We start from the raw sequence: 24396 nt of genomic DNA, 5'->3' as shown, positions 1-24396 counted from the left end.
GGTCGGGCGTACCGGAGCCGGGCAGGGCGCGCGGGCCGCGGAAGGAGTCTCCTACGATGGCGCCATGACTTCGACCCGCCGGCCGACGAGCCGCCGCCCCCTGGGCGGCGGTTTCGTGATGCTGGTGCTGGTCGTGCTGGCGGGGGTGCTGGGTATGCACGCCCTGTCGCCGGCGCAGGTGGCGGCGCCGGTGTCGGCGCCGGCTCAGGTCGGCATGGCGTCCGCCGGACACGGGACGGCGTCCGCCGGACACGGGACGGCGTCCGCCGGACACGGGACGGCGTCCGCCGGACACGGCATGCGGGGCATGCCCGGCACGGCATCCGCCGCGCACTCCGTCGAGTCCCCCGATCCGGAGCACGCCTGCTCCCACGGCTCGGGCGGGTCCGGTCACCTGGAACACGCGGACGCGACCTGCGCCGCCGCCGGGGTGGGCGGCTCGTACGCCCCGCCCGCGCCGGCGCCCGCCGGTGACGACGTGCCCCCGGCCGCGCCGTCGCTCGTGACGGCGCCGGCCTCGGCGGTGAGCGGGCGCGCGCCGCCCGATCTCGCCGAACTCCAGCTCCTGCGGATCTAGAGCCGCCCGCGCGGTCCCTGTGCCGTCGCTCGCCGCGATGCGATGCGACGCGACACCGGACGCGCTCCGAGGCGACCCTTCATCCGTTCTTCGCGCACGCCGTCGTCCGGCTGCGCCGCAAGGAGCAGAAACAGCATGAACCGCATGATCCGCACGACCGACAAGCGTTCCCACGTCCGCCGCGCCACCGCCGTCCTCGCCGCCGGCGCGGCCGCAGTCCTCCTCGCCGCCTGCGGCAGCGACGGCGACGGCACGGGCGACCACAGCGGCCACGGCAACGGCTCCGGCGCGTCCGCCTCGCCGTCCGCCCCCGCGTCCAAGAGCGCGCAGAACGCGGCCGACGTCACGTTCGCCCAGGGGATGATCCCCCACCACCGGCAGGCGATCGAGATGGCCGACCTGGCGCCGACCCGCGCCGAGTCCCCGGCGGTGAAGAAGCTCGCCGCGGACATCAAGAACGCCCAGGACCCCGAGATCAAGACCCTGTCGGGCTGGCTGACCTCGTGGGGCGAGGAGGTCCCGGCGCCGGGCGCGATGGACCACTCCACGCACGGGGGCGACGGCGACACGGGCGGGATGATGACCACGGAGGAGATGGACGGTCTGAAGAACGCCAAGGGCAAGGCGTTCGACACCGCCTTCATGGAGCTGATGATCAAGCACCACGAGGGCGCGGTGGCGATGGCTCGGACGGAGCAGGCGCAGGGCGCCTTCACCGACGCCAGGACCATGGCGCAGGCGATCATCACCTCGCAGTCCGCCGAGATCGCGCAGATGAACAAGCTGCTCGGCAAGAGCTGAGCCGGTGAGCCGGTCCGGGCGACGTGCGCCCGGACCGGTTCCGGTTCCGGTTCCGGCTCCGGTCCTTCTCGGTCAGGACGCGGCGACGAACACGCTGCGGGTCTCCGTCCCGTCCGGGAGCCGCCAGGTCGCGGTGACGTGCGCGGCGGCGACGGGAGCCGGGCTCGCGGCGAGACGGCGGTTCACCGTCACGTCGGCGAACGTCGCCCCGTCGGCGAGCGCGGCGCCGGCCCGCAGGACCGTGGGGTCGGGGGTGTCGGACACGCTCTGCGCCTGCGGCTCGGCCTGGTCCCGGAGCAGGGCGAGGAGCTGCGCGGCGAGGACCGGGTCGTGGACGCCGTCGTAGATCCAGCGCGTGCCGAGCACGCCGTGCTCGGACGTGCCGATCAGGGCGTCCGCGCCGGCCCCGTCGAGGGGCGCGGCGCGGTACGTCAGAGGCACGAGGTAGGCGACCGGCTCGGTCGCCGAGGCGTCGGTGACCACCATGAACTCGATGCCCACCTCCCCCTCCGGGTCCTCCAGCCGGAAGCCACCGGCCTTCACGGGCTCGGGCGTGCGGCCGGTGGCCTCGTACCAGGGCCGGGTCGGCAGCCACTGGGCGAGCAGCTCGAGTTTGGTGGGGTTCATCGTGGTGTGATGGATGATCGCCATGGGGCGATGGTAGGACGCGGCCGATGCGCGAAGTCAGTCCGACTCCGGTACGCCGCCGTCCAGTTCGTCCGCGCGCCGCTTCAACTCCAGGGCGGTGTCGTCCCAGTCCGGACCGTGCAGGTACAGGCTGTCGCCCGCGGCCCGCAACAGACCGGGATCGTCGGGGCGTTGCAGGCACGCGAGGCGGTACGCCAGGTTGCGCGCCCAGACCGACATCTGGCCGTCGACGAGGTACGGCGCCTGGTCGTCGAGCATGGCGACGATCTCGTCCGCGCTCGCGAAGGTGAGCTGCTCCAGGAACGACGACAGGTCGGCGCTGGTGCTCGCCTCCGGGTTCCAGGGGCGGTTCTCCTCCGGCCAGAGGCCGCGGGCACGGTCGGTGAGGCTCGTCATGGCACCCGATCAGACCATACGGGAGCCGCGCTTCCAGACCTCGGTCACCAACGGGACGCCCGGGCGGTAGGCGAGGTGGACGTGGGAGGGGGCGTCGAGGAGCGCGAAGTCCGCGTACGCGCCGGGCGCGAGGCGGCCGATGTCCGTACGGCGCAGGGCCGCGGCGCCACCGGCGGTGGCGGACCAGAGCGCCTCGTCCGGGGTCATCCGCATGTCGCGGACGGCGAGGGCGATGCAGAAGGGGACGGACGAGGTGAACGACGAACCCGGGTTGCAGTCGGTGGAGAGCGCGACGGTCACGCCGGCGTCGAGGAGACGGCGGGCGTCCGGCCACTCGGCGCGGGTGGAGAACTCGGCGCCGGGGAGGAGGGTGGCGACGGTGTTGCCGTTGGCGAGCGCGTCGACGTCGGCGTCGGTGAGGTGGGTGCAGTGGTCGGCGCTGGCCGCGTCCAGCTCGACGGCGAGCTGGACGCCGGGGCCGTACGAGAGCTGGTTGGCGTGCACGCGCGGGTGCAGGCCCTTGGCCATGCCGGCGGTGAGGATCGCGCGGGCCTGGTCGCCGTCGAAGGCGCCCTTCTCGCAGAAGACGTCGACCCAGCGGGCGTGCGGGGCGCAGGCGTCGAGCATCTCGCCGGTGACGAGGGCGACGTAGCCGGCCGGGTCGTCGGCGAAGTCCGGGGACACGATGTGCGCGCCGAGGTAGGTGACCTCGTCGGTGTGCGCGGCGGCGATGCGCAGCGCGCGAGCCTCGTCGTGGGTGGTGAGGCCGTAGCCGGACTTGGTCTCGAAGGTGGTGGTGCCCTGACGGAGTGCCTCGTCGAGGTACCGCGTGAGGTTGCGCTCCAGGTCGGCGTCGGAGGCGGCGCGGGTGGCGGCGACGGTCGTCCGGATGCCGCCGGCGGCGTAGGCCTGGCCGGACATGCGGGCGTTGAACTCGGCGGTGCGGTCGCCCGCGAAGACGAGGTGCGAGTGGGAGTCGACGAACCCGGGGATCACGGCCCGCCCGCCGGCGTCGACGCGCACGTCGGCGTCGGGCGCGCCGGCCGCGGACCCGGCCCAGACGACCCGCTCGCCGTCGAGCACGAGCGCGGCGTCCTCGACGATCCCGAGCGGGGAGCCGTCACCGAGGGCGGGGTCGTTGGTGACGAGTCGGCCGATGTTGGTGACGACGGTGGTGGTCATGGTCCCTCTCGATGGTCGATTGAATGTCCCCCACCCCGCCCCTCCCCGAAACCCTGCCGGGGGCCGGTGGAGCTGACGGGATCAAGCTTCCCGGGGCTGCCACCCCGGCCCCGGCAGGCGCGGCAGCTCACGCGCCGCAAGGCGCGAACCCGCCCGCCGGAGCGGCAGCTCCGCGCCGCGAAGTACGGAGCCGTGCGCCGGGCACGCAGCCCCGGGCCACGATGGCACGGAACCGGATCCGGGCCTGCCCGGAGCGGCAGGCTACGCGCCGCGAGGCACGTGGTCGGACGCGACAGCTCACGCGCCGCAAGGCGCGGAACCGACCCCGGAGCCGGGTCCGCTCGGCCAGCGCCGAGCGGGCCCGATCCGCCGCCGGCCGGGGGCCGGGGGCGGACGGTCACGTCCGGAGGGACGTGATGGCTTCGCTCAGGGCTGCTGCCGGGTTCTCGATGGTGGCGTGGGCGCCGGCTCGGACGATCGGGCGGCCTGCGACGACCACGTCCGTGACGTCCGCGGCGGTGGCCGCGAAGACCGCCGTCTCCGCCGCCAGGCGCGGGTCCGCGCCCACCGTGCGGATCGAGTCGAGCGTCACCGTCGTGAAGTCGGCGAGCGCGCCCGCCTCCAGGCGACCGGCGTCCTGCCAGCCCAGGGCCGCGTGGCCGTCCTCCGTGGCCGCGCGGAGCAGCGCGGACGCCGTCCAGTGGCCGCGGGTGCGGGAGCGCAGGCGCTCGTTGAGCTCCATCGCCCGCGCCTCCTCCAGGAGGTCGATCACGGCGTGGCTGTCGCTGCCCAGCGAGAGGGGCGAGCCCGCCCGCTGCAGCGCGACCGCCGGGCCGATGCCGTCCGCCAGGTCGCGTTCCGTCGTCGGGCACATGCACGTGCCCGTCGCGGACGAGCCGAGCAGCCTCACGTCCTCGTCCGTCAGGTGGGTGTTGTGGACGCCGGTCGTGCGCGCCCCCAGCACCCCGTGCTCCGCCAGCAGCTGCGTCGGCGTGCAGCCGTGCGCCGCGAGGCAGGCCTCGTTCTCCGCCGTCTGCTCGGACAGGTGGACGTGCAGCGGCGCCTCCCGCTCCCGCGCCCAGTCCGCGACCGCCGCGAGCTGCGACGCCGGGACGGCCCGTACGGAGTGGATCGCCGCGCCGAGGCGGACGCCGGGCCGTTCCTTCAAGCCCGACACCCGCTCCGCCCACGCGTCCGCCGACCCGTCGGAGAATCGGACCTGGTGCGGCTCGGGAGCCGCGCCGAAGCCGGACGACAGGTACGCCGTGTCCAGCAGCGTGATGCGGATGCCCGCGTCGGCCGCCGCCGCGATCAGCGCCTCGCCCATCGCGTTGGGGTCGGCGTACGGCGTGCCGTCCGGCGCGTGGTGCACGTAGTGGAACTCGCCCACGGACGTGATGCCCGCCAGCGCCATCTCCGCGTACACGGCGCGCGCCAGCGCGTGGTACGACTCCGGCGTGAGCCGTGAGGCGACCCGGTACATGACGTCACGCCACGTCCAGAACGTGCCCGAGCCCACCTGGACCGTGCCCCGCAGCGCACGGTGGAAGGCGTGCGAGTGGGCGTTCGCCAGGCCGGGGATCGTGAAGCCGCGCAGGACCACCGCTCCCGGCGGGGGCGTCCCGACGCCCTTGCGGACCGCCGTGATCCGGTCCGCCTCGACCTCCAGGACCACCCCCGGCTCCGCGCCCTCGCCGAGCCAGGCGTGCTCCAGCCAGTACGTCGTCGTCAGCGACATGCCAGGCCCTCCAGTACGTCGGCGAGCGCGTGGACACCCGCGACACAGTCGTCCTCGCCCGCGAACTCGGCCGGGGAGTGCGAGACGCCGGTGGGGTTGCGTACGAACAGCATCGCGGTCGGGATCGAGGCGGACAGGATGCCCGCGTCGTGTCCGGCGCCGGTGCCGAGGACGGGCGTCTTCTCACCGGTCTTCTCGCCGAGGATGCGGACCATTTCGTCGCGCAGCGCGTGCTCGAACTCGACGACCGGTGTGAACGACTCCCGGACCACGCCCAGGTCGATGCCGTGCCTCGCCGCCGTCTCGCGGGCCGCCGTCTCGATGCCGGCGATGACCGCGTCCAGCGCGCCCTGGTCCGCCGCCCGCGCGTCGAGCCAGCCGCGTACCAGCGAGGGGATCGCGTTGACGCCGTTCGGCTCTACGGAGATCTTGCCGAACGTGGCTACCGCGCCCGCGAGTTCCGCCTCGCGGCGGGCCGCGAGGACGGTCTCGGCGTAGCTCAGCATCGGGTCCCGGCGGTCGACGAGCCGCGTCGTGCCGGCGTGGTTCGCCTCGCCGTGGAAGTCGTACCGCCACCGGCCGTGCGGCCAGATCGCGGAGGCGATGCCGACGGCGTCGCCGGACAGGTCCAGCGCGCGGCCCTGCTCGACGTGCAGTTCGACGAACGCGCCGATACGGGCGAGCCGTTCGGGATCGGGGCCGATGGCCTCGGGGTCGTACCCGGCGGCCTCCATGGCCTGCGGGAGGCTGACCCCGTCGCCGTCGCGGAGCTCGTACGCCTGCTCCTTGCTGAGCTGTCCGGCGGTGAGCCGGGAGCCGACGCAGGCGAGCCCGAACCGGGCGCCCTCCTCGTCACCGAAGTTGGTGATGGCGAGCGGGCGCCGGAACTGCACGCCGCGGGCGCGCAGTTCGTCGAGCGCGGCGAAGGAGGAGACGACCCCGAGCGGGCCGTCGAACGCTCCGCCGTCGGGGACGGAGTCCAGGTGCGAGCCGGTGACGACGGCGTCGCCGGCCTCCGGGTCGCCGAGCCAGGCCCACTGGTTGCCGTTGCGGTCGACCTCGTAGTTCAGCCGGCGGGCCTCGGCCTGCATCCGGAACCAGAGCCGGCAGTCGGCGTCCGCCCCGGTCCAGGCGTAGCGGCGGTAGCCGCCCGAGGCGTCGCTGCGGCCGATGGGCCGCAGCGACCGCCACATGGCATGGAAGCTCTCGCTCACGCGGAGTCACCCTCGCGCATCGGGACGCGGACGCCCTTCTCGTCCGCGACCCGCTCCGCGATCTCGTAGCCCGCGTCGACGTGGCGGATGACGCCCATGCCCGGGTCGTTGGTGAGCACGCGGCGGATCTTCTCGCCGGCGAGCTTGGTGCCGTCGGCGACCGAGACCTGGCCGGCGTGGATGGAGCGGCCCATGCCGACGCCGCCGCCGTGGTGGATGGAGACCCAGGACGCGCCGGAGGCGACGTTCACCATGGCGTTCAGGAGCGGCCAGTCGGCGATCGCGTCGGAGCCGTCGAGCATGGCCTCGGTCTCGCGGTACGGGGAGGCCACCGAGCCGCAGTCCAGGTGGTCGCGGCCGATCGCGAGCGGCGCGGCGAGGGTGCCGTTGCCGACCATGTCGTTGAACATGTCGCCGGCCTTGTCGCGCTCGCCCTGGCCGAGCCAGCAGATACGGGCGGGCAGGCCCTGGAAGTGGACGCGCTCGCCGGCCATCTTGATCCAGCGGTGCAGCGACTCGTTCTCCGGGAAGAGGTCCAGGATCGCCTTGTCGGTCTTGGCGATGTCGGACGCCTCGCCGGACAGCGCGGCCCAGCGGAACGGGCCCTTGCCCTCGCAGAACAGCGGGCGGATGTACGCCGGGACGAAGCCGGGGAAGGCGAAGGCGCGGTCGTAGCCGGCCAGCTGGGCCTCGCCGCGGATCGAGTTGCCGTAGTCGAAGACCTCGGCGCCGGCGTCCATGAAGCCGACCATGGCCTCGACGTGCTTGGCCATCGACTCGCGCGACCGCTGGGTGAAGCCGGCCGGGTCCTTCGCCGCCGCGTCGGCCATGTCCTCGAAGGCGACGCCGATCGGCAGGTACGACAGCGGGTCGTGGGCCGAGGTCTGGTCGGTCACGATGTCGATCGGCGCGCCCTCGGCCAGCATCTGCGGGACCAGCTCGGCGGCGTTGCCGAGGAGGCCGATGGAGAGCGGGCGGCGGGCGTCGCGCGCCTCGACCGCGAGCTGGAGGGCGTGGGCCAGGTTGTCGGCCTTCACGTCCAGGTAGCGGTGCTCGATCCGGCGCTCGATGGCGCGCGGGTCGACGTCGACGCAGATCGCGACGCCGTCGTTCATGGTGACGGCGAGCGGCTGGGCGCCACCCATGCCGCCGAGGCCGGCGGTGAGGGTGATCGTGCCGGCGAGGGTGCCGTTGAACTTCTTGGCGGCGACGGCGGCGAAGGTCTCGTACGTGCCCTGGAGGATGCCCTGGGTGCCGATGTAGATCCAGGAGCCGGCCGTCATCTGGCCGTACATGGTGAGGCCGAGCTGCTCCAGGCGGCGGAACTCCTCCCAGTTCGCCCAGTCGCCGACCAGGTTGGAGTTGGCGATCAGGACGCGCGGGGCCCACTCGTGGGTCTGCATGACGCCGACCGGACGGCCGGACTGGACCAGCATGGTCTCGTCCTGCTTCAGGGTGCGCAGCGTGCGGACCATGGCGTCGAAGGAGCGCCAGTCGCGGGCGGCCTTGCCGGTGCCGCCGTAGACGACGAGCTTGTCGGGGTGCTCGGCGACCTCGGGGTCGAGGTTGTTCTGCAGCATCCGGAGGGCGGCTTCCTGCTGCCATCCCAGGGCGCTGAGTTCCGTTCCGCGCGCGGCTCGTACGGGGCGGGGTCCTGACATGGCGTTGCCTCCTCGGATGTGAATCAGATATTCACATCCTGACTGACTGAATAAATGTAGTCAACACCTGCGGCCGCGCGCCGCTCGATGGTGGGATGGACCCATGGCTTCCTCACGTCGCGATCCGGCCGTCCACGCCGCCGTCGAACAAGGACTCCTCACCCCCGACGAGCCCGTCGTCGCCCTGCTCGACGCCGACGGCATCCGGGCCTCCGCCACCGCCCTGCGGGCCGCCTTCGCCGCCGTGGCCCCGGACGTCCGCTTCCTGCACGCCTTCGCCGTGAAGGCCTGCCCGCTGGTGCCCGTGCTGCGCCTGCTGGACAACGCGGGGCTCGGCGCCGAGGTCGCGAGCCCCGGCGAGCTGGCCCTGGCCCGCGCGGCCGGCGTCCCCGCCTCCCGTACCGTCCTCGACTCCCCCGCCAAGACCGAGGGCGAGCTGCGCGAGGCGCTGGCCCTGGGCATCGCGCTGAACGCCGACAACCACCAGGAGCTGGCCCGGCTCGACGCGCTCGTCGCCCGGACGGCGCGCTTCCCGCACGTCGGCCTGCGGGTGAACCCGCAGCTCGGCGCAGGCGCCATCAGCGCGCTGTCCACCGCCGTCCCCACCTCGAAGTTCGGCGTCGCCCTGCGCGACCCGGGGGCCCGCGACGAGGTCGTCCGGGCGTACCTCGACCGGCGCTGGCTCACCCGGCTGCACGTGCACAGCGGCTCCCAGGGCGTCCCGCTCGCCCTGATGGCCGAGGGCGTCGCGGAGCTGTACGGGCTCGCCGAGGAGATCAACGCCAAGGCCGGCCGGCTCCAGATCGACACCCTCGACATCGGCGGCGGGCTGCCGGTGAACTTCGCCTCCGACGAGGAGACGCCGACGTACGCGGAGTACGCCCGGCTGCTCGCCGACCGGGTCCCCGGGCTCTTCGACGGGCGCTACACCCTGGTGACCGAGTTCGGCCGCTCACTGCTCGCCCGGCACGGCACGGTGCTGGCCCGCGTCGAGTACACCAAGACGGCCGGCGGCCGGCCCGTCGCCGTCACCCACGCGGGCGTCCAGCTCGCCACCCGCACGGTGTACGCCCCCGAGGCCTACCCGGTGCGGATCGCCGCGTACGACGCCACCGGCCGGCCCCGCACCGGCCCCGACGTGGTGCAGGACGTGGCCGGGCCGGCCTGCTTCGCCGGGGACCTGCTGGCCACCGCCCGGCGGCTGCCCCGCCTGGAGCCGGGCGACGTGGCCGCGGTCCTGGACACCGGCGCGTACTACTTCTCCAGCCACTACGGCTACAACAGCCTGCCACGGCCCGGGGTGCACGGCTTCACCCGTACGGCCGAGGGGGTTCGTTTCGCGCTCGTCCGCCGTGCCCAGAGCCTGGCGGAGATCGTCGCCGAGTCCGGTGGCGACGACCCGGACGCACTCCTGGCCTGAGAGTGCTTCGATGAAGCCATGGCTGCTACCAAGAGCGTCGTCGTCGAGCGCCGGGTCCAGGCGCCTCCCGGGCCGGTCTGGGAGGCGCTGACCGACCTGCGGGGCATGGAGCGGGTTCTCAGCGGGGTGGAGCGGGTCGAGGTGCTGACGGCGGGCGGCTTCGACGTCGGCACCCGGTGGCGGGAGACCCGGCGGATGATGGGCAAGGAGGCCACCGAGGAGATGACGGTGACCGAGTGCGTGCCCCCGGAGCGGTACGTGACGGTCGCCGACTCCCACGGCATGCACTACGTGTCGGAGATCGAGCTGCTGAAGGGCGACCCGGAGTCCGCCTCGACCATGATCGTGATGACGTTCAGAGCCACCCCGACCGGCGGCGGCGCCATGGGCCTGCTGGCCAAGCTGGTCGGCGGCCTGGGCGCGAAGGCGGTGAGCCGGGCGCTCGCCAAGGACCTGGACGAGATCGCGGCGGCGATCGAACGGCGCGGCTGAGCAGCGCCGTCACAGGGCGAACGATCAAGGGCGGACCGTTCCCGTCCACATCCAAGCATCCCTTGGCATGTTCCGATGGAAAATGCCAGAACTCCCGCCAGTGCACGGGACGTTGAGTAACGTCGCCGTCACTGCCGTACGTCCGCACGCCGTATCGGGAGGGGAACCCGCGTGCCCGGAATCGACGAGTGCCTGCTTGAGGCCATGGCCTTGCCGGGCGCGCGCGGGGCGTCCCTGGTCGACTGGACCAGCGGGCTCGCGCTGGGAACGGCCGGGGACTCCCCGGTCGGCGACCACGAGACAACGGCCGCCGAGACCGCCGAACTGGCGCGCGCGGCGGCCGAGTACGAGTCGTTCGCGGCCGGCCCGGCCGACACCGGGGAGCCCAAGGGGCCGCCGGTCGAGGACCTGATCGTCGCCACCCGCAGCGGCTACCACGTGCTGCGGTTCGTCGAGACGACCTTCGACAGCAGCGTCTTCCTGCACCTGTGGCTGGACCGCACCGAGGGCAACCTCGCGCTCGCCCGGATCCGGCTGCGCGACCTCTCCGAACGGCTGGTCCTCGGATGACCGTCTCCCCGATGCTCGACCGGCTCGCCGCCGAGCGGGCCACCGGCGCGCTGCTGCGCGACCACGGCACGCTCTACCTCGTCGACGGCCGGGTGGTGCACGCGGAGAGCCCGGCCGCGCCCGGCCTGGACGTGCTCCTGACGGCCGGCGGCCGGCTGCCCCGCGAGAACTGGGACGAGGCCGTCGACCGCGCCGGGGCCCGGCGCGAGGTCGGCCGGTTCCTGGTCACCAGCGGCCGGCTCGGCGACGGCGAACTGGAGATCTGCCACCTCGGCGCGGTCTTCGACGCGGCGTTCTTCGCGCTCGCCCCGGGCAGCGGACCGACCCGCTTCCGGTACGGGGTCGCGCACTGGTTCGGCTCCGTGCGCCCGGTCTCCGCCGCGGCCGTCGAGCGGGAGACCCTGCGCCGCCGCGAACTGCTCGACAACGTCTGGCCGTACCCGGCCGTCGACGCCGCCCCCGTCCGGCCGCGCCCCGCCGAGCCCGGCCGGACGGTCGGCCTGCGCCAGCGCGCCCTGCTGGCCGCCGCCGACGGCGCCCGCACTCCGGCGGACCTGGCCCGGCTGCTCGGCCGACCGGCCTTCCACACGCTGCTCGACGTCCGGCGGCTCGCCGCCGCCGGCCTCGTCGAGACCCCCCTCGACCCCGTGCCCGCCGCACCGGCCGCGCTGCCCTCCTGGGTCGGCGAGGTCGCGACGGACCCCGACATCGCCCTGCTGCGCCGGCTCCGTGACGCCCTGGAGGCAAGTCTGTGATGAGGCGTGCCCTGCGCCTGCGCGCCGAGAGGAGACAGCTGATGACCGCAGAAGCCGAGGTGCTCGGCGAGCTCAGAAGGCTGCGCGCCCGGCTGCCCCAGCTCACCGGCGCGCTCGCCGCCAGCGCCGACGGCCTCGTGCTCGCCCAGGACACCGTCGACGGCGAGGCGGAGAGCGTCGCCGCGCTGACCGCGGCGGCCCTCGGCGTCGGACAGCGGCTGGCCGACTCCACCGGCCAGGGCGCCTTCCGCGAACTGCTGGTGCGCGGCGAGCACGGCTACGTCGCCACGTACGCGGCGGGCGGCTCCGCCGTCCTCACCCTGCTCGCCGAGCCCCGGATCAACGTGGGCCGGCTCCACCTGGAGGCCCGGCGCTCCAGCGCGCGGATCGGCGAACTGGTCGACACCGCGCTGGAACGCCGCGACCCGGCCTGAACCGAACCGTCACCACCGATCACTCACAACCGAAGGAAAGAACCATGGCGAACACCGAGACCTCCCTGAAGGAAGCGGCCCAGATCGAGGGCACCATCGGCGCGGCCCTCGTCGACTACACGAGCGGCATGGCGCTGGGCCTGATCGGCGGCGGCAAGGAGCTCGACCTGAACGTGGCCGCGGCTGCCAACACGGACGTGGTCCGCGCCAAGGTCCGGGCGATGGAGCTGCTCGGCCTCAAGGACGAGATCGAGGACATCCTGATCACCCTCGGCGGCCAGTACCACCTGATCCGGCTGCTCAAGGGCCGCGGCAAGGACGGCCTGTTCCTCTATCTGGCCCTCGACAAGAGCCGGGCGAATCTGGCGATGGCACGCCACCAACTGAAGTCGGTCGAGGCGGCGCTGGAGGTGTAGCGGCGCCTAGTCCACGAACAGGCCGCGAGCGGCCGCCTTCGCGTCGAACTCCTCCAGGCGGGCCTGGGCGTCCGGCAGCTCGTCCGCCATGGCCTCCAGGAGCACCCGGCCGAGCAGCATCGGGGCGCAGGCCGTGTCGAAGGCGAGGCCGGTGCCGACGGCGGCCGGGAGCAGCAGGTCGCTGTGCGCGGCAACCGGCGCGAACGCCGACTCGGCGACCGTCACCACGGTCAGGCCCGCGCCCCGGGCGTAGTCCAGGGCCTCGACCGTCTCCCGGGGGTGGCGGGGCAGCGCGAAGCACAGCAGCGCGCCCGCCCCGGCCCGCACCGCGGCGTCGATCCGTTCGGTGAGCATCGAGCCGCCCTCGTCGAGCAGCCGGACGTCCGGGTGGACCTTGCCGGCGAAGTACGCGAACCCGCGGGCCTGCGAGGAGGCGGCGCGCAGGCCGAGCACGGGCAGCGGCCGGGAGGCGGCGAGCAGCCGGCCGGCCTTCTCGACGGGGGTGGGGTCGGCGAGCAGCGCGGCGAGGTGGCGCAGGTTCTCGATCTCCGCGAGAACGGCCTGCTGGTACTCGTTGTGCTCGCTGGTCTCCTCCGCGGCCCTGGCCCGCTCGGCCGGCGCGACCTCGCGCAGGTGGCGGCGGAGCGCCGGGTAGCCGTCGAAACCGAGGGCGACGGCGAAGCGGGTCACGGACGGCTGGCTGACGCCGGCCAGCTCGGCCAGCTCCACGCTGGAGAGGAAGGGCACGTCGGCGGCGCGGCGCACCATGCAGTGCGCGATCCGCCGCTGGGTCGGCGTCAGCCGATGCCCCTCGAAGAGCGCCTGCAGCCGTCCGGCCGGGCTGTCGCTCATGCCGCGCCGTCCCCCTTCGTCCCACGTCCGATTATTCACCCACTCAGAACTCTGCATGAAGATATGCAGCCGAGCAAGGTGCGGGTCACTACGTGGGACGGACCGGGGCCGGTGACGGCGGAAAGAGGATTGCGCGGGGACCGCCGCACCCCCATCACTGGGGGGCGGGACGACGGCGGTCCCCGCGAGGGACACGGGCCCGGGTCAGGACCGGTCACCGCGTCCGCGGCGTCGTCTGGAGTTCCGGGAGCCGCTCCGTTGTCCTCGACGCCGACACGGAACAATCTGCCGGACGCGTGTTAAGCGGGTGCTGCGGCCACGTGTCGGGCCCGTACCGTTTGCGCGAACCGCAGCCCGTCGCACCGCGACCCGCCGAACCGCAGCCCGCCGCCGGTTACTTGGCCTCGCCCTTGGCCAGGAAGGCCAGCAGGTCCTGGCGGCTCACCACACCGGTGGGCTTGCCCTCGACCAGCACGATCGCCGCGTCCGCGGCGCCGAGGACGGACATCAGGTCGGCGACCGGCTCGCCGGAGCCGACCTGCGGCAGCGGCGCGCTCATGTGCTGCTCCAGGGCGTCCTCCAGGGAGGCCTTCTTGGTGAACAGGTGGTCGAGCAGCTCGCGCTCCACGACCGAGCCGATGACCTCGGCGGCCATCACGTCGGGGTGGCCCGCGCCCGGCTTGACGATCGGCATCTGCGAGACGCCGTACTCGCGCAGCACCTCGATGGCCTGGCCGACGGTCTCGTCCGGGTGCATGTGGACCAGCGAGGGCATGCCGCCCTCCTTGTGCCGCAGCACGTCGGCGACGGTGGCGGAGCCGGTGTCCTCCAGGAAGCCGTAGTCGGCCATCCACTCGTCGTTGAAGATCTTCGACAGGTAGCCGCGGCCGGAGTCCGGCAGCAGCACGACCACGACGTCGTCCGGGCCGAGGCCCTCGGCGACGCGCAGCGCCGCGACGACCGCCATGCCGCAGGAGCCGCCGACGAGCAGGCCCTCCTCCTTGGCGAGGCGGCGGGTCATCTGGAAGGAGTCCTTGTCGGACACGGCGACGATCTCGTCGGTGACGTTCGGGTCGTACGCGGTCGGCCAGAAGTCCTCGCCGACGCCCTCGACCAGGTACGGGCGGCCGGAGCCGCCGGAGTAGACGGAGCCCTCGGGGTCGGCGCCGACGATGCGGACCTTCCCGCCGGACACCTCCTTGAGGTAGTTGCCGGTGCCGGAGATGGTGCCGCCGGTGCCGACGCCCGCCACGAAGTGGGTGATCTTCCCGTCCGTCTGCTCCCAGAGCTCGGGACCGGTGGTCTCGTAGTGCGAGCGCGGGTTGTTCGGGTTCGAGTACTGGTCCGGCTTCCAGGCCCCCTCGGTCTCACGGACGAGACGGTCGGACACGTTGTAGTACGAGTCCGGGTGCTCGGGGTCGACGGCGGTCGGGCAGACCACGACCTCGGCGCCGTACGCGCGCAGCACGTTGATCTTGTCCGTGGACACCTTGTCCGGGCAGACGAAGATGCACTTGTAGCCCTTCTGCTGGGCCACGATGGCGAGGCCGACGCCGGTGTTGCCGGACGTGGGCTCGACGATCGTGCCGCCGGGCTTGAGCTCGCCGCTCTGCTCCGCCGCCTCGATCATGCGCAGGGCGATCCGGTCCTTGACCGAGCCGCCGGGGTTGAAGTACTCGACCTTGGCCAGGACGGTCGCCTGGAGGCCCTCTGTGACGCTGTTGAGCTTCACCAGCGGGGTGTTGCCGACGAGGCTGATCATCGAGTCGTGGAATTGCACCGTAATCTCCGGGGTCTCCGTAGTGATGCAGCCAGCGTATGCGTAGTCGAAGCAGGTTACGGGGCAGTTACTCCCTGAACGGCTTGAAGGAGGTGACTGCCCGATGTCCAGGGCGAGGGTGGCACGGCGGATCGCGGCGGGTGCGGCGTACGGCGGAGGCGGGATCGGGCTGCTGGGCGTGGCCGCGGTCGGGGTTCTACTGGCCGAGGTGCAGCTGGCCAAGCGATCGGTGGGCGGGGGCGTGGCACCGCTGCCGCCGGGGACGGACGGCCGGTACGGGCGCTCGTTCGAGGACGGCGAACCGTTCCGGCTGGCCCTTCTGGGTGATTCCACGGCCGCGGGACAGGGAGTGCGCCGGGCGGGGCAGACGCCGGCGGCGCTGCTGGCGTCCGGCCTCGCGGCGGTCGCGGAGCGGCCGGTGGATCTGCGGAACGTGGCGCTGCCGGGGGCGCGCTCGGACGACCTGGAGCGGCAGGTGTCGCTGCTGCTGTCGGCACCGGGAGGACCCTCCGACGTCTGCGTGATCATGATCGGCGCGAACGACGTGACGCACCGGATGTCGCCGACGGAGTCGGTGCGGCACCTGGCGGCGGCGGTGCGGCGACTGCGGACCTCCGGCGCGGAGGTGGTGGTCGGGACCTGCCCGGATCTCGGCACCATCGAGCCGGTGTACCAGCCGCTGCGGTGGCTGGCGCGGCGGGCGTCGCGGCAGCTGGCGGCGGCGCAGACGATCGTGGTGGTGGAGCAGGGCGGCCGGACGGTGTCGCTGGGCGATCTGCTCGGCCCGGAGTTCGCGGCGAACCCCCGCGAGATGTTCGGCGTGGACAACTTCCACCCCTCGGCGGAGGGCTACGCGACGGCCGCGATGGCGATACTGCCGACGGTCTGCGCGGTCCTGGGCGTCTGGCCGGAGGAGGAGCGCCTGGAGGTCGACCGCCGCGAGGGCATGCTCCCGGTGGCGAAGGCCGCGGCGGAGGCGGCGTCGGAGGCCGGCACGGAGGTCACCGGGGCACGGGCCCCGTGGGCGCTGCTCAAGCACCGGCGCCGGCGCAGGGTGGCCACGCCCGCGGAGGCACCGGCACCGGAGCCGACCGCTCCGGCCCCGGGGACGGTGTCGTGGCGGGCCGGGCCGGGGAACAAGCAGGACTGAGCGGGCGCTTAGAAAAGAGGTCGGCGTCACACCGCACAGGCGGTGACCCGTGCCGTACGTACAGGTAACTTCCCTTTCAGTCCCCCGACGTCGCCACACCCTCATGGAGTCGTGATGCCCGAAGCCGTCATCGTCTCGACCGCCCGCTCCCCGATCGGCCGGGCCTTCAAGGGCTCCCTGAAGGACCTGCGGCCGGACGACCTCACCGCGACCATCGTCCAGGCCGCGCTCGCCAAGGTGCCCGAGCTGGACCCGCGCGACATCGACGACCTGATGCTCGGCTGCGGTCTGCCCGGCGGCGAGCAGGGCAACAACCTGGGCCGGATCGTCGCCGTCCAGATGGGGATGGACCACCTCCCGGGCTGCACGATCACCCGCTACTGCTCCTCCTCCCTGCAGACCTCGCGCATGGCGCTGCACGCCATCAAGGCCGGCGAGGGCGACGTCTTCATCTCCGCCGGTGTCGAGATGGTGTCCCGCTTCGTGAAGGGCAACTCGGACTCGCTGCCGGACACGCACAACCCCTTCTTCGCCGAGGCCGAGGCCCGCACCGCCGAGGTCGCCGCCTCCGAGGGCTCCACCTGGCACGACCCGCGCGAGGACGGCATCGTCCCCGACGCGTACATCGCCATGGGCCAGACCGCGGAGAACCTGGCCCGCCTGAAGGGCATCAGCCGCCAGGAGATGGACGAGTTCGGCGTACGGTCCCAGAACCTCGCCGAGGAGGCCATCAAGAACGGCTTCTGGGAGCGCGAGATCACCCCGGTCACGACCCCCGACGGCACGGTCGTGTCGAAGGACGACGGCCCGCGCGCCGGCGTCACCCTGGAGGGCGTGCAGGGCCTCAAGCCGGTCTTCCGCCCCGACGGTCTGGTCACCGCCGCGAACTGCTGCCCGCTCAACGACGGTGCGGCCGCGCTCGTGATCATGTCCGACACCAAGGCGCGCGAGCTGGGCCTGACCCCGCTCGCCCGCATCGTCTCCACCGGCGTCTCGGGTCTCTCCCCGGAGATCATGGGCCTCGGCCCGGTCGAGGCGTCCAAGCAGGCCCTCAAGCGGGCCGGCCTGACCATCGGCGACATCGACCTGGCCGAGATCAACGAGGCCTTCGCCGCCCAGGTCATCCCGTCCTACCAGGACCTCGGCCTGGACCTGGACAAGGTGAACGTCAACGGTGGCGCGATCGCCGTCGGCCACCCCTTCGGCATGACCGGCGCCCGGATCACCGGCACGCTGATCAACAGCCTCCAGTTCCACGACAAGCAGTTCGGCCTGGAGACCATGTGCGTCGGCGGCGGCCAGGGCATGGCCATGGTGATCGAGCGGCTGAGCTGAGCCGTAGCGGAGGGTAGGGGTCGCCTGAGGAACGAAGGCGGCACCTGCCCGCAGCGGTGGCGAAGCTCAGCGCGACCAGAGACACGAGCGGCTGAGCTGAGCCTTTCGCACGTCTCCTGAGGCCCTTTGACTAACCGCCTCGCGTCCGAGCCGTGACCGAATCTCCCCCAGGATGTGACCTACGTCCCGGGGGAGAGTCGTTTTCCCAGGTCACAGCAGCTACGGGACTAAACACCAGGCACAAATACCTGTCCATTTCGTGACGTAATGCACTGACAGGGGGTCCCACCTCGGGACAAGCTGATGTAGGAAGTCGGGGGATCGACTCGGAACGGGAGTACGTCAGTGAGCACCATGTCTCTTGCCCTGCTGGTGACCACGGCCGCCGCCACGGTTGTGGGTGCCGCTGCCCTGCACGCCGCCCACGGTCTCCGCAAGCAGGTCACCGCCCTGCGCGGCGACCTGGCCGCCGCGCACGGGGTCACCGTCCCCCAGGCCCGCCAGACCCCCGCCGTCGAGATACGGGCCGCGGTGGCCGAGGCGCTGGCCGAGGAGCGCGAGCGGGAGCTGGCCGAGGCGCGGGCCTTCTGGGCCGCGCAGGAGGCGCGTGACGCCGCCGACGCCCCGTCCCTGCTCGGCGGCCTGGCCGGCCCCGGCGAGGACGCCCCGTTCTACGTGCCCCGGCAGGCCGACTTCGCCGGACTGGAGGCCCTCGGCCTGGAGGCGATGGAGCTGGAGGCCGCCGCGCTGGACGCGTCGTCCGCGCTCGACGCCGCCGGCTACGACGGCACCGCCCTGGAGGCCGCCGCGCTGGAGGAGGTCCTGGACGACCTGCCGGAGCTCACCGAGTACGCCGAGGACTCCCCGGAGCTGGCCGCGGCCCGCCGCCGTCACCCCTCGCACCCGGACTTCGTGCCGGTCCAGACGCCGGTCGTCACCGACCACGAGCGGACCGTGTCCCGCCTGGAGGAGCTGGCCGACGGCCGCACCGCGCTGACCGACGTACGCCCCGGCCCCCTCGGCACCCTCGACGTGTACGTGTTCGCCGACGGCACCACGCTCTGCATGACCCCCGGCCACAAGGAGACCGCGGAGCGGCTCGCCGAGGCGCTGCGCCAGGGCAAGAGCCCGGTCCTGCTCGGCGGCTCGGGCATCTCCGGCGCGTACGCGCTGACCTTCGCCTGCGGCGACGCGGACGACGACAACGTCTACATCCTCGCGGACCGCGTCATCGCCTCGCTGTGACCCCGGGGGCCGAAAGGGCCTCCCCCACAGCCCGCGCGGCTACAGCCCGGAGCGCGTCAGCGCCTCCCGTACCGACCTCACGGCCTCGTCCAACTCCCCTTCGGGGACACCGGACGGGGCCGTTCGCAGAATCTCCGCCAGATCGTTCCCGGCGACGACGAGCTGGTCCGCCACCGAGAACACACCGGCGTCCGGCATGACGCGCGGCTCGCTCCCGGGCTCCTCGACGCGCTGCGCCCGCGCGGACAACTCCCTGGCCAGCGCCAGTCCCTCGGCGGCCGCTCCCCGTTGGAGCCGGCTCTGCGGTGCGGCCCGCAGCCGGTCCGCGAACCGCTCCACGGCGGCCGTCAGTTCACTCGTATCAAGCACGGCGCGACCCTACGCGCCCTCCGGGGACTGTTGCCAACGGGCGAACGCTCAGGCACGGTGACGTGAAGGAGCACACGGCAACACGCGTCCGGAGGCGCCGATGTCCCACGTCTTCTCCGAAGAGACCCATCGCAACCTGCTCGCCCGCATCCCTCATTGCACCGGTCGTGAAGTGGCCGACTGGCTGCGCACCGTCGAGGAAGGCCCCTCGCTCGTCCGCTTCGAGGAGAAGGTCAGCTGGCTCCGGGGCGAGCACGACCTCGCGTACGGGCATGCGAAGGCGATCATCCACGAGTACGACCTCCGTCGAGCCGCCCGCCGGCTGCTCTGAGGCGGTGCGCAACCCACCCCGTGAAGCCGAAGGGCCCGCCCGGCATGCGCCGGACGGGCCCTTCGCTCACAGCTGTGGCGGCTTCCCGGGGGATTAGTCGTCGCCGGAGAAGATCGCGACCAGGCGCAGCATCTCCAGGTAGATCCAGACCAGAGACATGGTCAGGCCGAACGCGGCCAGCCAGGACTCCTCGCGGGGCGCGCCGTAGGCGACGCCGTCCTCGATCTGCTTGAAGTCCAGCGTCAGGAAGAAGCAGCCGATCAGGATCGCCAGGATGCCGACGACCGCGCCGAGCGGGCCGAAGCTCCGCAGGCCGCCGTCGTCGACCGCACCGAAGACGCTGAGCAGCAGGTTGACCGCCATGACGACCACGAAGGCGATCGCGATGGTCATGCCGATGCGCGCGTAGCGGGCGGTGACCCGGATCCAGCGCTGCTTGTACATGAACAGCGTGGCGCCGGAGACGGCCATGGTGCCGAGCACCGCCTGGAACGGGGCGCCGGACCACTGCGCGTTGAACATCTCGCTGATGACGCCGAGGAAGACGCCCTCGAACGCGGCGTAGCCGATGATCAGCGCGGGCGACGGCGTGCGCTTGAAGGACTGCACGATCGCCAGCACGAAGGCCACCAGCGCGGCGCCGATCGCCAGACCGTAGCTGGTCGGCGAGACGGGCAGCAGCGTCCACGCGAGGACGGCGCCGATGACCACGGTGCCGAGCGTCATGGCGGTGCGCGTGACGACGTCGTCCATCGTCATGCCGCCCGTGCGGGCCGGCGCGGGGGCGCCGTACTGCGTGCTCTGCGGGGCGTAGGGGTTGGTGGCGTACGGGTTGCCGGCGCCCTGGGCGTACGGGTCGGCCGTTCCCTGCGCGTACGGGTTGGTTCCTACGGCGGGGCCCCCGGCCTGCTGCTGCGCGTTGAAGCCCGCGGAGCCGTTGTCGCGGCTGAACCCCCGTCGCGAGAAGACCGGGTTGCTGCTCCTCATCTCACTCCTCCATGGCCGCACGGCGCGGCCTTGCGTCAAGAGTAATGCGGAAGCAAAAGAATCTCCCTAGTGCTCGGGGAGGATCTTTTCCGATCATGGAAGAGGACCCCGAGGATCCTCGGGGGAGAAAGTGCCCGGAACCGGACTCGAACCGGTACGGCCCGAAGGCCAGCGAGGTTTAAGCTCGCCGTGTCTGCGTTCCACCATCCGGGCATTGCGCGCGGCTCCGCGTCAGCACATGAGCCTATCCGGACGCATCCCTCGTTCAGCGGAACGCCGGCCCGATGTTGTCTTATTTTATTGACGTCTGAGGGTGCGTCAGTGCAGGTGGGGCCGGTTTCGGCAAACTGTGACGGGGCTCGCAGGCGCAAAGGTGTACACGAGGGAATGACGAAAACTCGTCGCCCCGTGTCCCGTTCCCCCACGGGGTACCGGCCCGTCGGCGAGGCTCAGGGTGGCCGTCATACCTCAGGAGGAGGGACGGCACCGCCGGTCCGACTCGAGACTGCCCCGGGAACGGGCATGTGGACGGACGACCGGCGAACGTGTGGCCGAGACGATGGAGGGGTTCCGAACCGCTCGTCCCGACCTCCCGACAGGAGTCCCACGTGACCACCACCCCCACCGTGCCCCGCGCCACCGCGGTGGCCGCCCACGCCATGGATCTGAGCAAGGTCTACGGACAGGGCGAGACCCAGGTGGTCGCCCTGGACCGGGTCACCGTGGACTTCCGGCAGGGCGAGTTCACCGCGATCATGGGCCCCTCGGGCTCCGGCAAGTCGACGCTGATGCACTGCGTGGCCGGCCTCGACTCGTTCAGCTCCGGCTCCGTCCGGATCGGCGACACCGAGCTCGGCACCCTCAAGGACAAGCAGCTGACCCAGCTGCGCCGGGACAAGATCGGCTTCATCTTCCAGGCGTTCAACCTGCTGCCGACGCTCAGCGCGCTGGAGAACATCACGCTGCCGATGGACATCGCCGGCCGCAAGCCCGACCAGCAGTGGCTGAACCAGGTCATCGACATGATCGGGCTTTCCGGCCGGCTCAGCCACCGCCCCGCGCAGCTCTCCGGCGGCCAGCAGCAGCGCGTCGCCGTCGCCCGCGCGCTGGCCTCCCGCCCCGAGATCATCTTCGGTGACGAGCCCACCGGAAACCTGGACTCCCGATCCGGCGCCGAGGTTCTGGGCTTCCTGCGCAACTCGGTGCGCGAGCTGGGCCAGACCGTCGTGATGGTGACGCACGACCCGGTCGCCGCCTCCTACGCGGACCGCGTGATCTTCCTCGCGGACGGCCGGATCGTCGACGAGATGCTGCGCCCCACGGCGGACGGCGTCCTCGACCGGATGAAGGCCTTCGACGCGAAGGGCCGTACGAGCTGAGGCGCTGAGCCGCCCCGTCTCGCCTCCCGACTTCTCCCCCGCGTCCGGCGCGCCGCAGGCGCCCCGCGGGGCCCACCCCAGGACTCACACCCATGTTCCGTACCGCCTTGCGCAATGTGCTCGCGCACAAGGCCAGGCTCCTGATGACCGTGCTCGCCGTGATGCTCGGCGTGGCCTTCGTCTCCGGCACCCTGGTCTTCACCGACACCCTCTCCAACGCCTTCCGCAGCCAGTCCGCGAAGAGCTACGACGACGTCGCCGTCGCCGTCAGCCTGCGGCCCGACCCCGAGGAGGCCCAGAAGACCCCCGGCCTCTCCCAGCAGGTCGTCGACGAGATCGGGAAGCTCGACGGGGTCGAGTCCGCCACCGGCCGGGTCGACGGCTTCGCCGGCGTGGCCGACAAGAACGGCAAGCTGATCGGCGCCGGCTGGTCCAACAAGGGCACCAACTTCGCGCCCGGCAAGGACGGCAAGGACGCCGCGTACGACTTCACCGACGGCGCCGGCCCGACGGAGGCCGGCCAGGTCGCCCTCGACAAGGAGACCGCCGACAAGGGCGGCTACAAGGTCGGCGACCCGGTCCGGGTGGCCACCAACGGCCCGGTCCAGGAGTTCACTCTCTCCGGCGTCTTCACCACCGAGGACGGCGCGGTGAACGCCGGCGGCAGCCTGATCCTCTTCGACACCCCGGTGGCGCAGAAGCTCTACGTGAAGCCCGGCTGGTACTCGGACGTGACCGTCGCCGCCGCCCCCGGCGCCGACGACGACCGGCTCCTCGACGAGGTCCTGAAGGTCGTCCCGAAGACCGCCACGGCCCAGACCGGCCAGGCACTCGCCGACCAGCAGGCCAAGGACATCGAGAGCGGCCTCGGCGCACTCAACCAGGTGCTGCTCGGCTTCGCCGCCATCGCGCTCTTCGTCGGCGTCTTCCTGATCTCCAACACCTTCACGATGCTGGTCGCCCAGCGCACCAAGGAACTCGCCCTGATGCGGGCCGTCGGCGCCTCGCGCCGGCAGATCACCCGGTCCGTGCTCATCGAGGCCTTCCTGGTCGGCCTGGTCGCCTCGGTCATCGGCTACGGCATCGGCATCGGGCTGGCCGTGGGGCTCCGCTCGGGCATGTCCGCCTTCGGCATGAAGGTGCCGGACGGCCCGCTGGTCCTCGGCGCGACGCCCGTCGTCGCGGCCCTCGCGGTCGGCGTGATCATCACGATGCTCGCCGCTTACCTGCCCGGCCGCCGGGCCGCGAAGATCCCGCCGGTGGCGGCGATGAGCAGCGTCCACGCGGTCGCCACCACCAAGTCGCTGGTGCTGCGCAACTCCATCGGCGGGGCGATCACCGCGGTCGGCGCGCTGCTGATCTTCGCGGGCGCCTCCAAGGGCAGCGACATGGGCCGGATGCTCGTCGGCGGCGGCGCGTTCCTCGCGCTGGTCGGCGTGATCATCCTGATCCCGCTGCTGTCCCGCCCGGTGATCGCGCTGGTGAAGCCGCTCCTGAAGGCCTTCGGCGTGGCGGGCAAGCTGGCCGGCCAGAACGCAGTGCGCAACCCGCGCCGTACCGGCGCCACGGCCTCCGCGCTCGCCATCGGCCTCACCCTGGTCACCGGCCTGTCGGTGCTCGGTGCCACGGTCGGCACGGCCCTGGACAAGGCGACCGTGGACCAGGTCAGCGCCGACTACATGATCACCATGGCGAACGGCGCGGGCCCCGGCCTCGACAAGTCGGCGCTGACCGCGCTGCGCGCGGCCCCGGGCGTCACGGCGGTCTCCCCGCAGCAGTCCGGCTACTTCGAGATCAAGGGCGAGTTCCGCTCGGCCTCCGGCGTCACCCCCGGCGACGTCGAGAAGGTCCTGAACCTGAAGACCGTCACCGGCGACCTGGGCTCGCTGGCCGAGGGCCGGATCGCGGTCGCCGAGCCGACCGCCGAGAAGCAGGGCTGGAAGGTCGGCGACACCCTGCCGGTCGTCTACGGGGACAAGAAGAAGGCCACGCTGACCGTCGGCGCGGTCTTCGAGGAGAGCGCCTTCACCTCCCCGTTCCTGCTGGACTCGAAGATCCTCGACGCCCACGAGCAGAAGCCGTTCATCCCGCAGGTCTTCGTCAGGACGGACGGCGGCGAGTCGCCGGCCAACGAGGCCGCCCTGGTCAAGGCCCTCGGCGACAACCCGGCCATGACCGTGATGGACAAGCAGGACATCCGTGACGCCTTCGGCGGCCCGATCAACATGCTGCTGAACATCATGTACGGCCTGCTCGCGATGGCCCTGATCATCGCCGTCCTGGGTGTGGTGAACACCCTCGCGATGTCGGTCTTCGAGCGGCAGCAGGAGATCGGCATGCTGCGGGCGATCGGCCTGGACCGGCGCCGTGTGAAGCGGATGGTCCGTCTGGAGGCCGTGGTGATCTCGGTGTTCGGCGCGGTGGTCGGCATCGGCCTCGGCTCCTTCCTCGGCTGGGCGGTCGGCGAGACCTTCAAGAGCAGCCTGCCGGGCTACGCGCTGGTGCTGCCCTGGGACCGGATCGGGATCTTCCTGGTCCTCGCCGGACTGGTCGGCGTGCTGGCCGCCCTCTGGCCGGCCCGCAGCGCGGCGCGGCTGAACATGCTCTCCGCCATCAAGGCCGAGTAGCCGAGGCGGTCCACGCACCGGCAAGGGCCGGGTCCCC

At 72.5% G+C, this 24396-nt stretch carries 24 protein-coding genes and 1 tRNA gene; 14 read left to right on the top strand and 11 right to left on the bottom strand.

What is annotated here, in order from left to right:
- Positions 1-64: 64 nt before the first annotated feature.
- Both R2D22_RS22485 and R2D22_RS22480 read left to right on the top strand, forming a co-directional pair.
- Positions 65-577: a DUF6153 family protein gene (locus R2D22_RS22485; RefSeq protein WP_318106458.1), complete on the top strand. Its 513-nt coding sequence runs from the start codon at positions 65-67 to the stop codon at positions 575-577.
- A gap of 144 nt (positions 578-721) precedes the next feature.
- Positions 722-1378, top strand: coding sequence for a DUF305 domain-containing protein (locus R2D22_RS22480; protein WP_318109922.1), 657 nt, complete (start codon positions 722-724; stop codon positions 1376-1378).
- Positions 1379-1450: 72 nt separating this feature from the next.
- On the opposite strand, the gene R2D22_RS22475 is transcribed toward R2D22_RS22480, so the two are convergent.
- The 6 genes from R2D22_RS22475 to hutU all read right to left on the bottom strand — a co-directional run bounded on the left by R2D22_RS22475 (position 1451) and on the right by hutU (position 8217).
- A complete protein-coding gene (locus tag R2D22_RS22475; protein WP_318106457.1) occupies positions 1451-2029 on the bottom strand; it encodes a maltokinase N-terminal cap-like domain-containing protein in 579 nt (192 codons plus the stop codon).
- Positions 2030-2062: 33 nt separating this feature from the next.
- Positions 2063-2422 (bottom strand): hypothetical protein, encoded by a 360-nt coding sequence (locus R2D22_RS22470; RefSeq protein WP_318106456.1) that lies wholly within the window; start codon positions 2420-2422, stop codon positions 2063-2065.
- Between the two features lie 9 nt (positions 2423-2431).
- Positions 2432-3604, bottom strand: coding sequence for an imidazolonepropionase (gene hutI / locus R2D22_RS22465; RefSeq protein ID WP_318106455.1), 1173 nt, complete (start codon positions 3602-3604; stop codon positions 2432-2434).
- A gap of 397 nt (positions 3605-4001) precedes the next feature.
- Positions 4002-5342, bottom strand: a complete 1341-nt coding sequence (locus tag R2D22_RS22460; protein WP_318106454.1) for a formimidoylglutamate deiminase — start codon at positions 5340-5342, stop codon at positions 4002-4004.
- Positions 5333-6535: an allantoate amidohydrolase gene (locus R2D22_RS22455; protein WP_318109920.1), complete on the bottom strand. Its 1203-nt coding sequence runs from the start codon at positions 6533-6535 to the stop codon at positions 5333-5335. The genes R2D22_RS22460 and R2D22_RS22455 overlap by 10 nt, the downstream gene beginning before the upstream one ends.
- Before the next feature lie 17 nt (positions 6536-6552).
- On the bottom strand, positions 6553-8217 hold the full coding sequence (gene hutU, locus R2D22_RS22450) for a urocanate hydratase (RefSeq protein ID WP_318106453.1): 1665 nt from the start codon (positions 8215-8217) through the stop codon (positions 6553-6555).
- Positions 8218-8320: 103 nt separating this feature from the next.
- Here hutU and R2D22_RS22445 point away from each other — a divergent pair, with 103 nt between their 5' ends.
- From R2D22_RS22445 to R2D22_RS22420, 6 genes are all read left to right on the top strand, one after another.
- Positions 8321-9637, top strand: coding sequence for a type III PLP-dependent enzyme domain-containing protein (locus R2D22_RS22445; protein ID WP_318106452.1), 1317 nt, complete (start codon positions 8321-8323; stop codon positions 9635-9637).
- 18 nt (positions 9638-9655) lie between these two features.
- Entirely contained in the window at positions 9656-10129 is a 474-nt protein-coding gene (locus R2D22_RS22440) for an SRPBCC family protein (RefSeq protein WP_318106451.1), read from the top strand.
- A gap of 171 nt (positions 10130-10300) precedes the next feature.
- Positions 10301-10699 (top strand): hypothetical protein, encoded by a 399-nt coding sequence (locus R2D22_RS22435; RefSeq protein ID WP_318106450.1) that lies wholly within the window; start codon positions 10301-10303, stop codon positions 10697-10699.
- The gene (locus tag R2D22_RS22430) at positions 10696-11454 is read left to right on the top strand and encodes a transcriptional regulator (protein WP_318106449.1); all 759 of its coding nucleotides are present in this window, start codon (positions 10696-10698) and stop codon (positions 11452-11454) included. The genes R2D22_RS22435 and R2D22_RS22430 overlap by 4 nt, the downstream gene beginning before the upstream one ends.
- A gap of 41 nt (positions 11455-11495) precedes the next feature.
- Positions 11496-11888, top strand: coding sequence for a roadblock/LC7 domain-containing protein (locus R2D22_RS22425; RefSeq protein ID WP_318106448.1), 393 nt, complete (start codon positions 11496-11498; stop codon positions 11886-11888).
- 44 nt (positions 11889-11932) lie between these two features.
- Positions 11933-12304, top strand: a complete 372-nt coding sequence (locus tag R2D22_RS22420) for a hypothetical protein (RefSeq protein ID WP_318106447.1) — start codon at positions 11933-11935, stop codon at positions 12302-12304.
- A gap of 6 nt (positions 12305-12310) precedes the next feature.
- On the opposite strand, the gene R2D22_RS22415 is transcribed toward R2D22_RS22420, so the two are convergent.
- Both R2D22_RS22415 and R2D22_RS22410 read right to left on the bottom strand, forming a co-directional pair.
- Entirely contained in the window at positions 12311-13156 is an 846-nt protein-coding gene (locus R2D22_RS22415) for a MurR/RpiR family transcriptional regulator (RefSeq protein WP_318106446.1), read from the bottom strand.
- Between the two features lie 394 nt (positions 13157-13550).
- On the bottom strand, positions 13551-14936 hold the full coding sequence (locus R2D22_RS22410) for a cystathionine beta-synthase (protein ID WP_318106445.1): 1386 nt from the start codon (positions 14934-14936) through the stop codon (positions 13551-13553).
- A 103-nt stretch (positions 14937-15039) separates the two neighbouring features.
- On the opposite strand from R2D22_RS22410, the gene R2D22_RS22405 reads away from it, so the two are divergent.
- The 3 genes from R2D22_RS22405 (at position 15040) to R2D22_RS22395 (ending at position 18666) form a co-directional block, all read left to right on the top strand.
- Positions 15040-16086, top strand: coding sequence for an SGNH/GDSL hydrolase family protein (locus R2D22_RS22405; protein ID WP_318106444.1), 1047 nt, complete (start codon positions 15040-15042; stop codon positions 16084-16086).
- Positions 16087-16200: 114 nt separating this feature from the next.
- Positions 16201-17421, top strand: coding sequence for an acetyl-CoA C-acetyltransferase (locus tag R2D22_RS22400; protein ID WP_318106442.1), 1221 nt, complete (start codon positions 16201-16203; stop codon positions 17419-17421).
- Between the two features lie 354 nt (positions 17422-17775).
- The gene (locus tag R2D22_RS22395) at positions 17776-18666 is read left to right on the top strand and encodes a hypothetical protein (RefSeq protein WP_318106440.1); all 891 of its coding nucleotides are present in this window, start codon (positions 17776-17778) and stop codon (positions 18664-18666) included.
- A 39-nt stretch (positions 18667-18705) separates the two neighbouring features.
- Here the strand turns inward: R2D22_RS22395 and R2D22_RS22390 are convergent, their stop codons facing one another.
- Positions 18706-19035 (bottom strand): hypothetical protein, encoded by a 330-nt coding sequence (locus tag R2D22_RS22390; protein WP_318106438.1) that lies wholly within the window; start codon positions 19033-19035, stop codon positions 18706-18708.
- Positions 19036-19135: 100 nt separating this feature from the next.
- Here R2D22_RS22390 and R2D22_RS22385 point away from each other — a divergent pair, with 100 nt between their 5' ends.
- A complete protein-coding gene (locus R2D22_RS22385; protein WP_318106436.1) occupies positions 19136-19366 on the top strand; it encodes a DUF4287 domain-containing protein in 231 nt (76 codons plus the stop codon).
- 93 nt (positions 19367-19459) lie between these two features.
- Here the strand turns inward: R2D22_RS22385 and R2D22_RS22380 are convergent, their stop codons facing one another.
- Both R2D22_RS22380 and R2D22_RS22375 read right to left on the bottom strand, forming a co-directional pair.
- Positions 19460-20353 carry a Bax inhibitor-1/YccA family protein gene (locus R2D22_RS22380; RefSeq protein WP_318106434.1) on the bottom strand — a complete coding sequence of 298 codons (894 nt, stop codon included), beginning with the start codon at positions 20351-20353 and terminating at the stop codon, positions 19460-19462.
- A gap of 131 nt (positions 20354-20484) precedes the next feature.
- Positions 20485-20566 (bottom strand) — tRNA-Leu (locus R2D22_RS22375).
- A 395-nt stretch (positions 20567-20961) separates the two neighbouring features.
- Here R2D22_RS22375 and R2D22_RS22370 point away from each other — a divergent pair.
- Together R2D22_RS22370 and R2D22_RS22365 are read left to right on the top strand one after the other, a co-directional pair.
- Positions 20962-21732, top strand: coding sequence for an ABC transporter ATP-binding protein (locus tag R2D22_RS22370; protein ID WP_318106432.1), 771 nt, complete (start codon positions 20962-20964; stop codon positions 21730-21732).
- A 92-nt stretch (positions 21733-21824) separates the two neighbouring features.
- A complete protein-coding gene (locus tag R2D22_RS22365; protein ID WP_318106430.1) occupies positions 21825-24359 on the top strand; it encodes an ABC transporter permease in 2535 nt (844 codons plus the stop codon).
- Positions 24360-24396 lie beyond the last annotated feature (37 nt).

This window comes from Streptomyces sp. HUAS YS2 (genome assembly GCF_033343995.1).
Lineage (GTDB): Bacteria > Actinomycetota > Actinomycetes > Streptomycetales > Streptomycetaceae > Streptomyces > Streptomyces solicathayae.
This window is presented reverse-complemented; position numbering and strand designations above follow the sequence as displayed.

What these genes read in the sequence shown, in the direction of transcription:
- R2D22_RS22480 (WP_318109922.1), top strand. Translation starts at nt 722, where the DNA reads ATGATCCGCACGACCGACAAGCGTTCCCACGTCCGCCGCGCCACCGCC.
- R2D22_RS22405 (WP_318106444.1), top strand. Translation starts at nt 15,040, where the DNA reads ATGTCCAGGGCGAGGGTGGCACGGCGGATCGCGGCGGGTGCGGCGTAC.
- R2D22_RS22445 (WP_318106452.1), top strand. Translation starts at nt 8,321, where the DNA reads ATGGCTTCCTCACGTCGCGATCCGGCCGTCCACGCCGCCGTCGAACAA.
- R2D22_RS22455 (WP_318109920.1), bottom strand. Translation starts at nt 6,535, where the DNA reads ATGTGGCGGTCGCTGCGGCCCATCGGCCGCAGCGACGCCTCGGGCGGC.
- R2D22_RS22365 (WP_318106430.1), top strand. Translation starts at nt 21,825, where the DNA reads ATGTTCCGTACCGCCTTGCGCAATGTGCTCGCGCACAAGGCCAGGCTC.
- R2D22_RS22415 (WP_318106446.1), bottom strand. Translation starts at nt 13,156, where the DNA reads ATGAGCGACAGCCCGGCCGGACGGCTGCAGGCGCTCTTCGAGGGGCAT.
- R2D22_RS22385 (WP_318106436.1), top strand. Translation starts at nt 19,136, where the DNA reads ATGTCCCACGTCTTCTCCGAAGAGACCCATCGCAACCTGCTCGCCCGC.
- R2D22_RS22395 (WP_318106440.1), top strand. Translation starts at nt 17,776, where the DNA reads ATGTCTCTTGCCCTGCTGGTGACCACGGCCGCCGCCACGGTTGTGGGT.
- R2D22_RS22380 (WP_318106434.1), bottom strand. Translation starts at nt 20,353, where the DNA reads ATGAGGAGCAGCAACCCGGTCTTCTCGCGACGGGGGTTCAGCCGCGAC.
- R2D22_RS22425 (WP_318106448.1), top strand. Translation starts at nt 11,496, where the DNA reads ATGACCGCAGAAGCCGAGGTGCTCGGCGAGCTCAGAAGGCTGCGCGCC.
- hutU (WP_318106453.1), bottom strand. Translation starts at nt 8,217, where the DNA reads ATGTCAGGACCCCGCCCCGTACGAGCCGCGCGCGGAACGGAACTCAGC.
- R2D22_RS22475 (WP_318106457.1), bottom strand. Translation starts at nt 2,029, where the DNA reads ATGGCGATCATCCATCACACCACGATGAACCCCACCAAACTCGAGCTG.
- R2D22_RS22470 (WP_318106456.1), bottom strand. Translation starts at nt 2,422, where the DNA reads ATGACGAGCCTCACCGACCGTGCCCGCGGCCTCTGGCCGGAGGAGAAC.
- hutI (WP_318106455.1), bottom strand. Translation starts at nt 3,604, where the DNA reads ATGACCACCACCGTCGTCACCAACATCGGCCGACTCGTCACCAACGAC.
- R2D22_RS22440 (WP_318106451.1), top strand. Translation starts at nt 9,656, where the DNA reads ATGGCTGCTACCAAGAGCGTCGTCGTCGAGCGCCGGGTCCAGGCGCCT.
- R2D22_RS22400 (WP_318106442.1), top strand. Translation starts at nt 16,201, where the DNA reads ATGCCCGAAGCCGTCATCGTCTCGACCGCCCGCTCCCCGATCGGCCGG.
- R2D22_RS22420 (WP_318106447.1), top strand. Translation starts at nt 11,933, where the DNA reads ATGGCGAACACCGAGACCTCCCTGAAGGAAGCGGCCCAGATCGAGGGC.
- R2D22_RS22460 (WP_318106454.1), bottom strand. Translation starts at nt 5,342, where the DNA reads ATGTCGCTGACGACGACGTACTGGCTGGAGCACGCCTGGCTCGGCGAG.
- R2D22_RS22485 (WP_318106458.1), top strand. Translation starts at nt 65, where the DNA reads ATGACTTCGACCCGCCGGCCGACGAGCCGCCGCCCCCTGGGCGGCGGT.
- R2D22_RS22430 (WP_318106449.1), top strand. Translation starts at nt 10,696, where the DNA reads ATGACCGTCTCCCCGATGCTCGACCGGCTCGCCGCCGAGCGGGCCACC.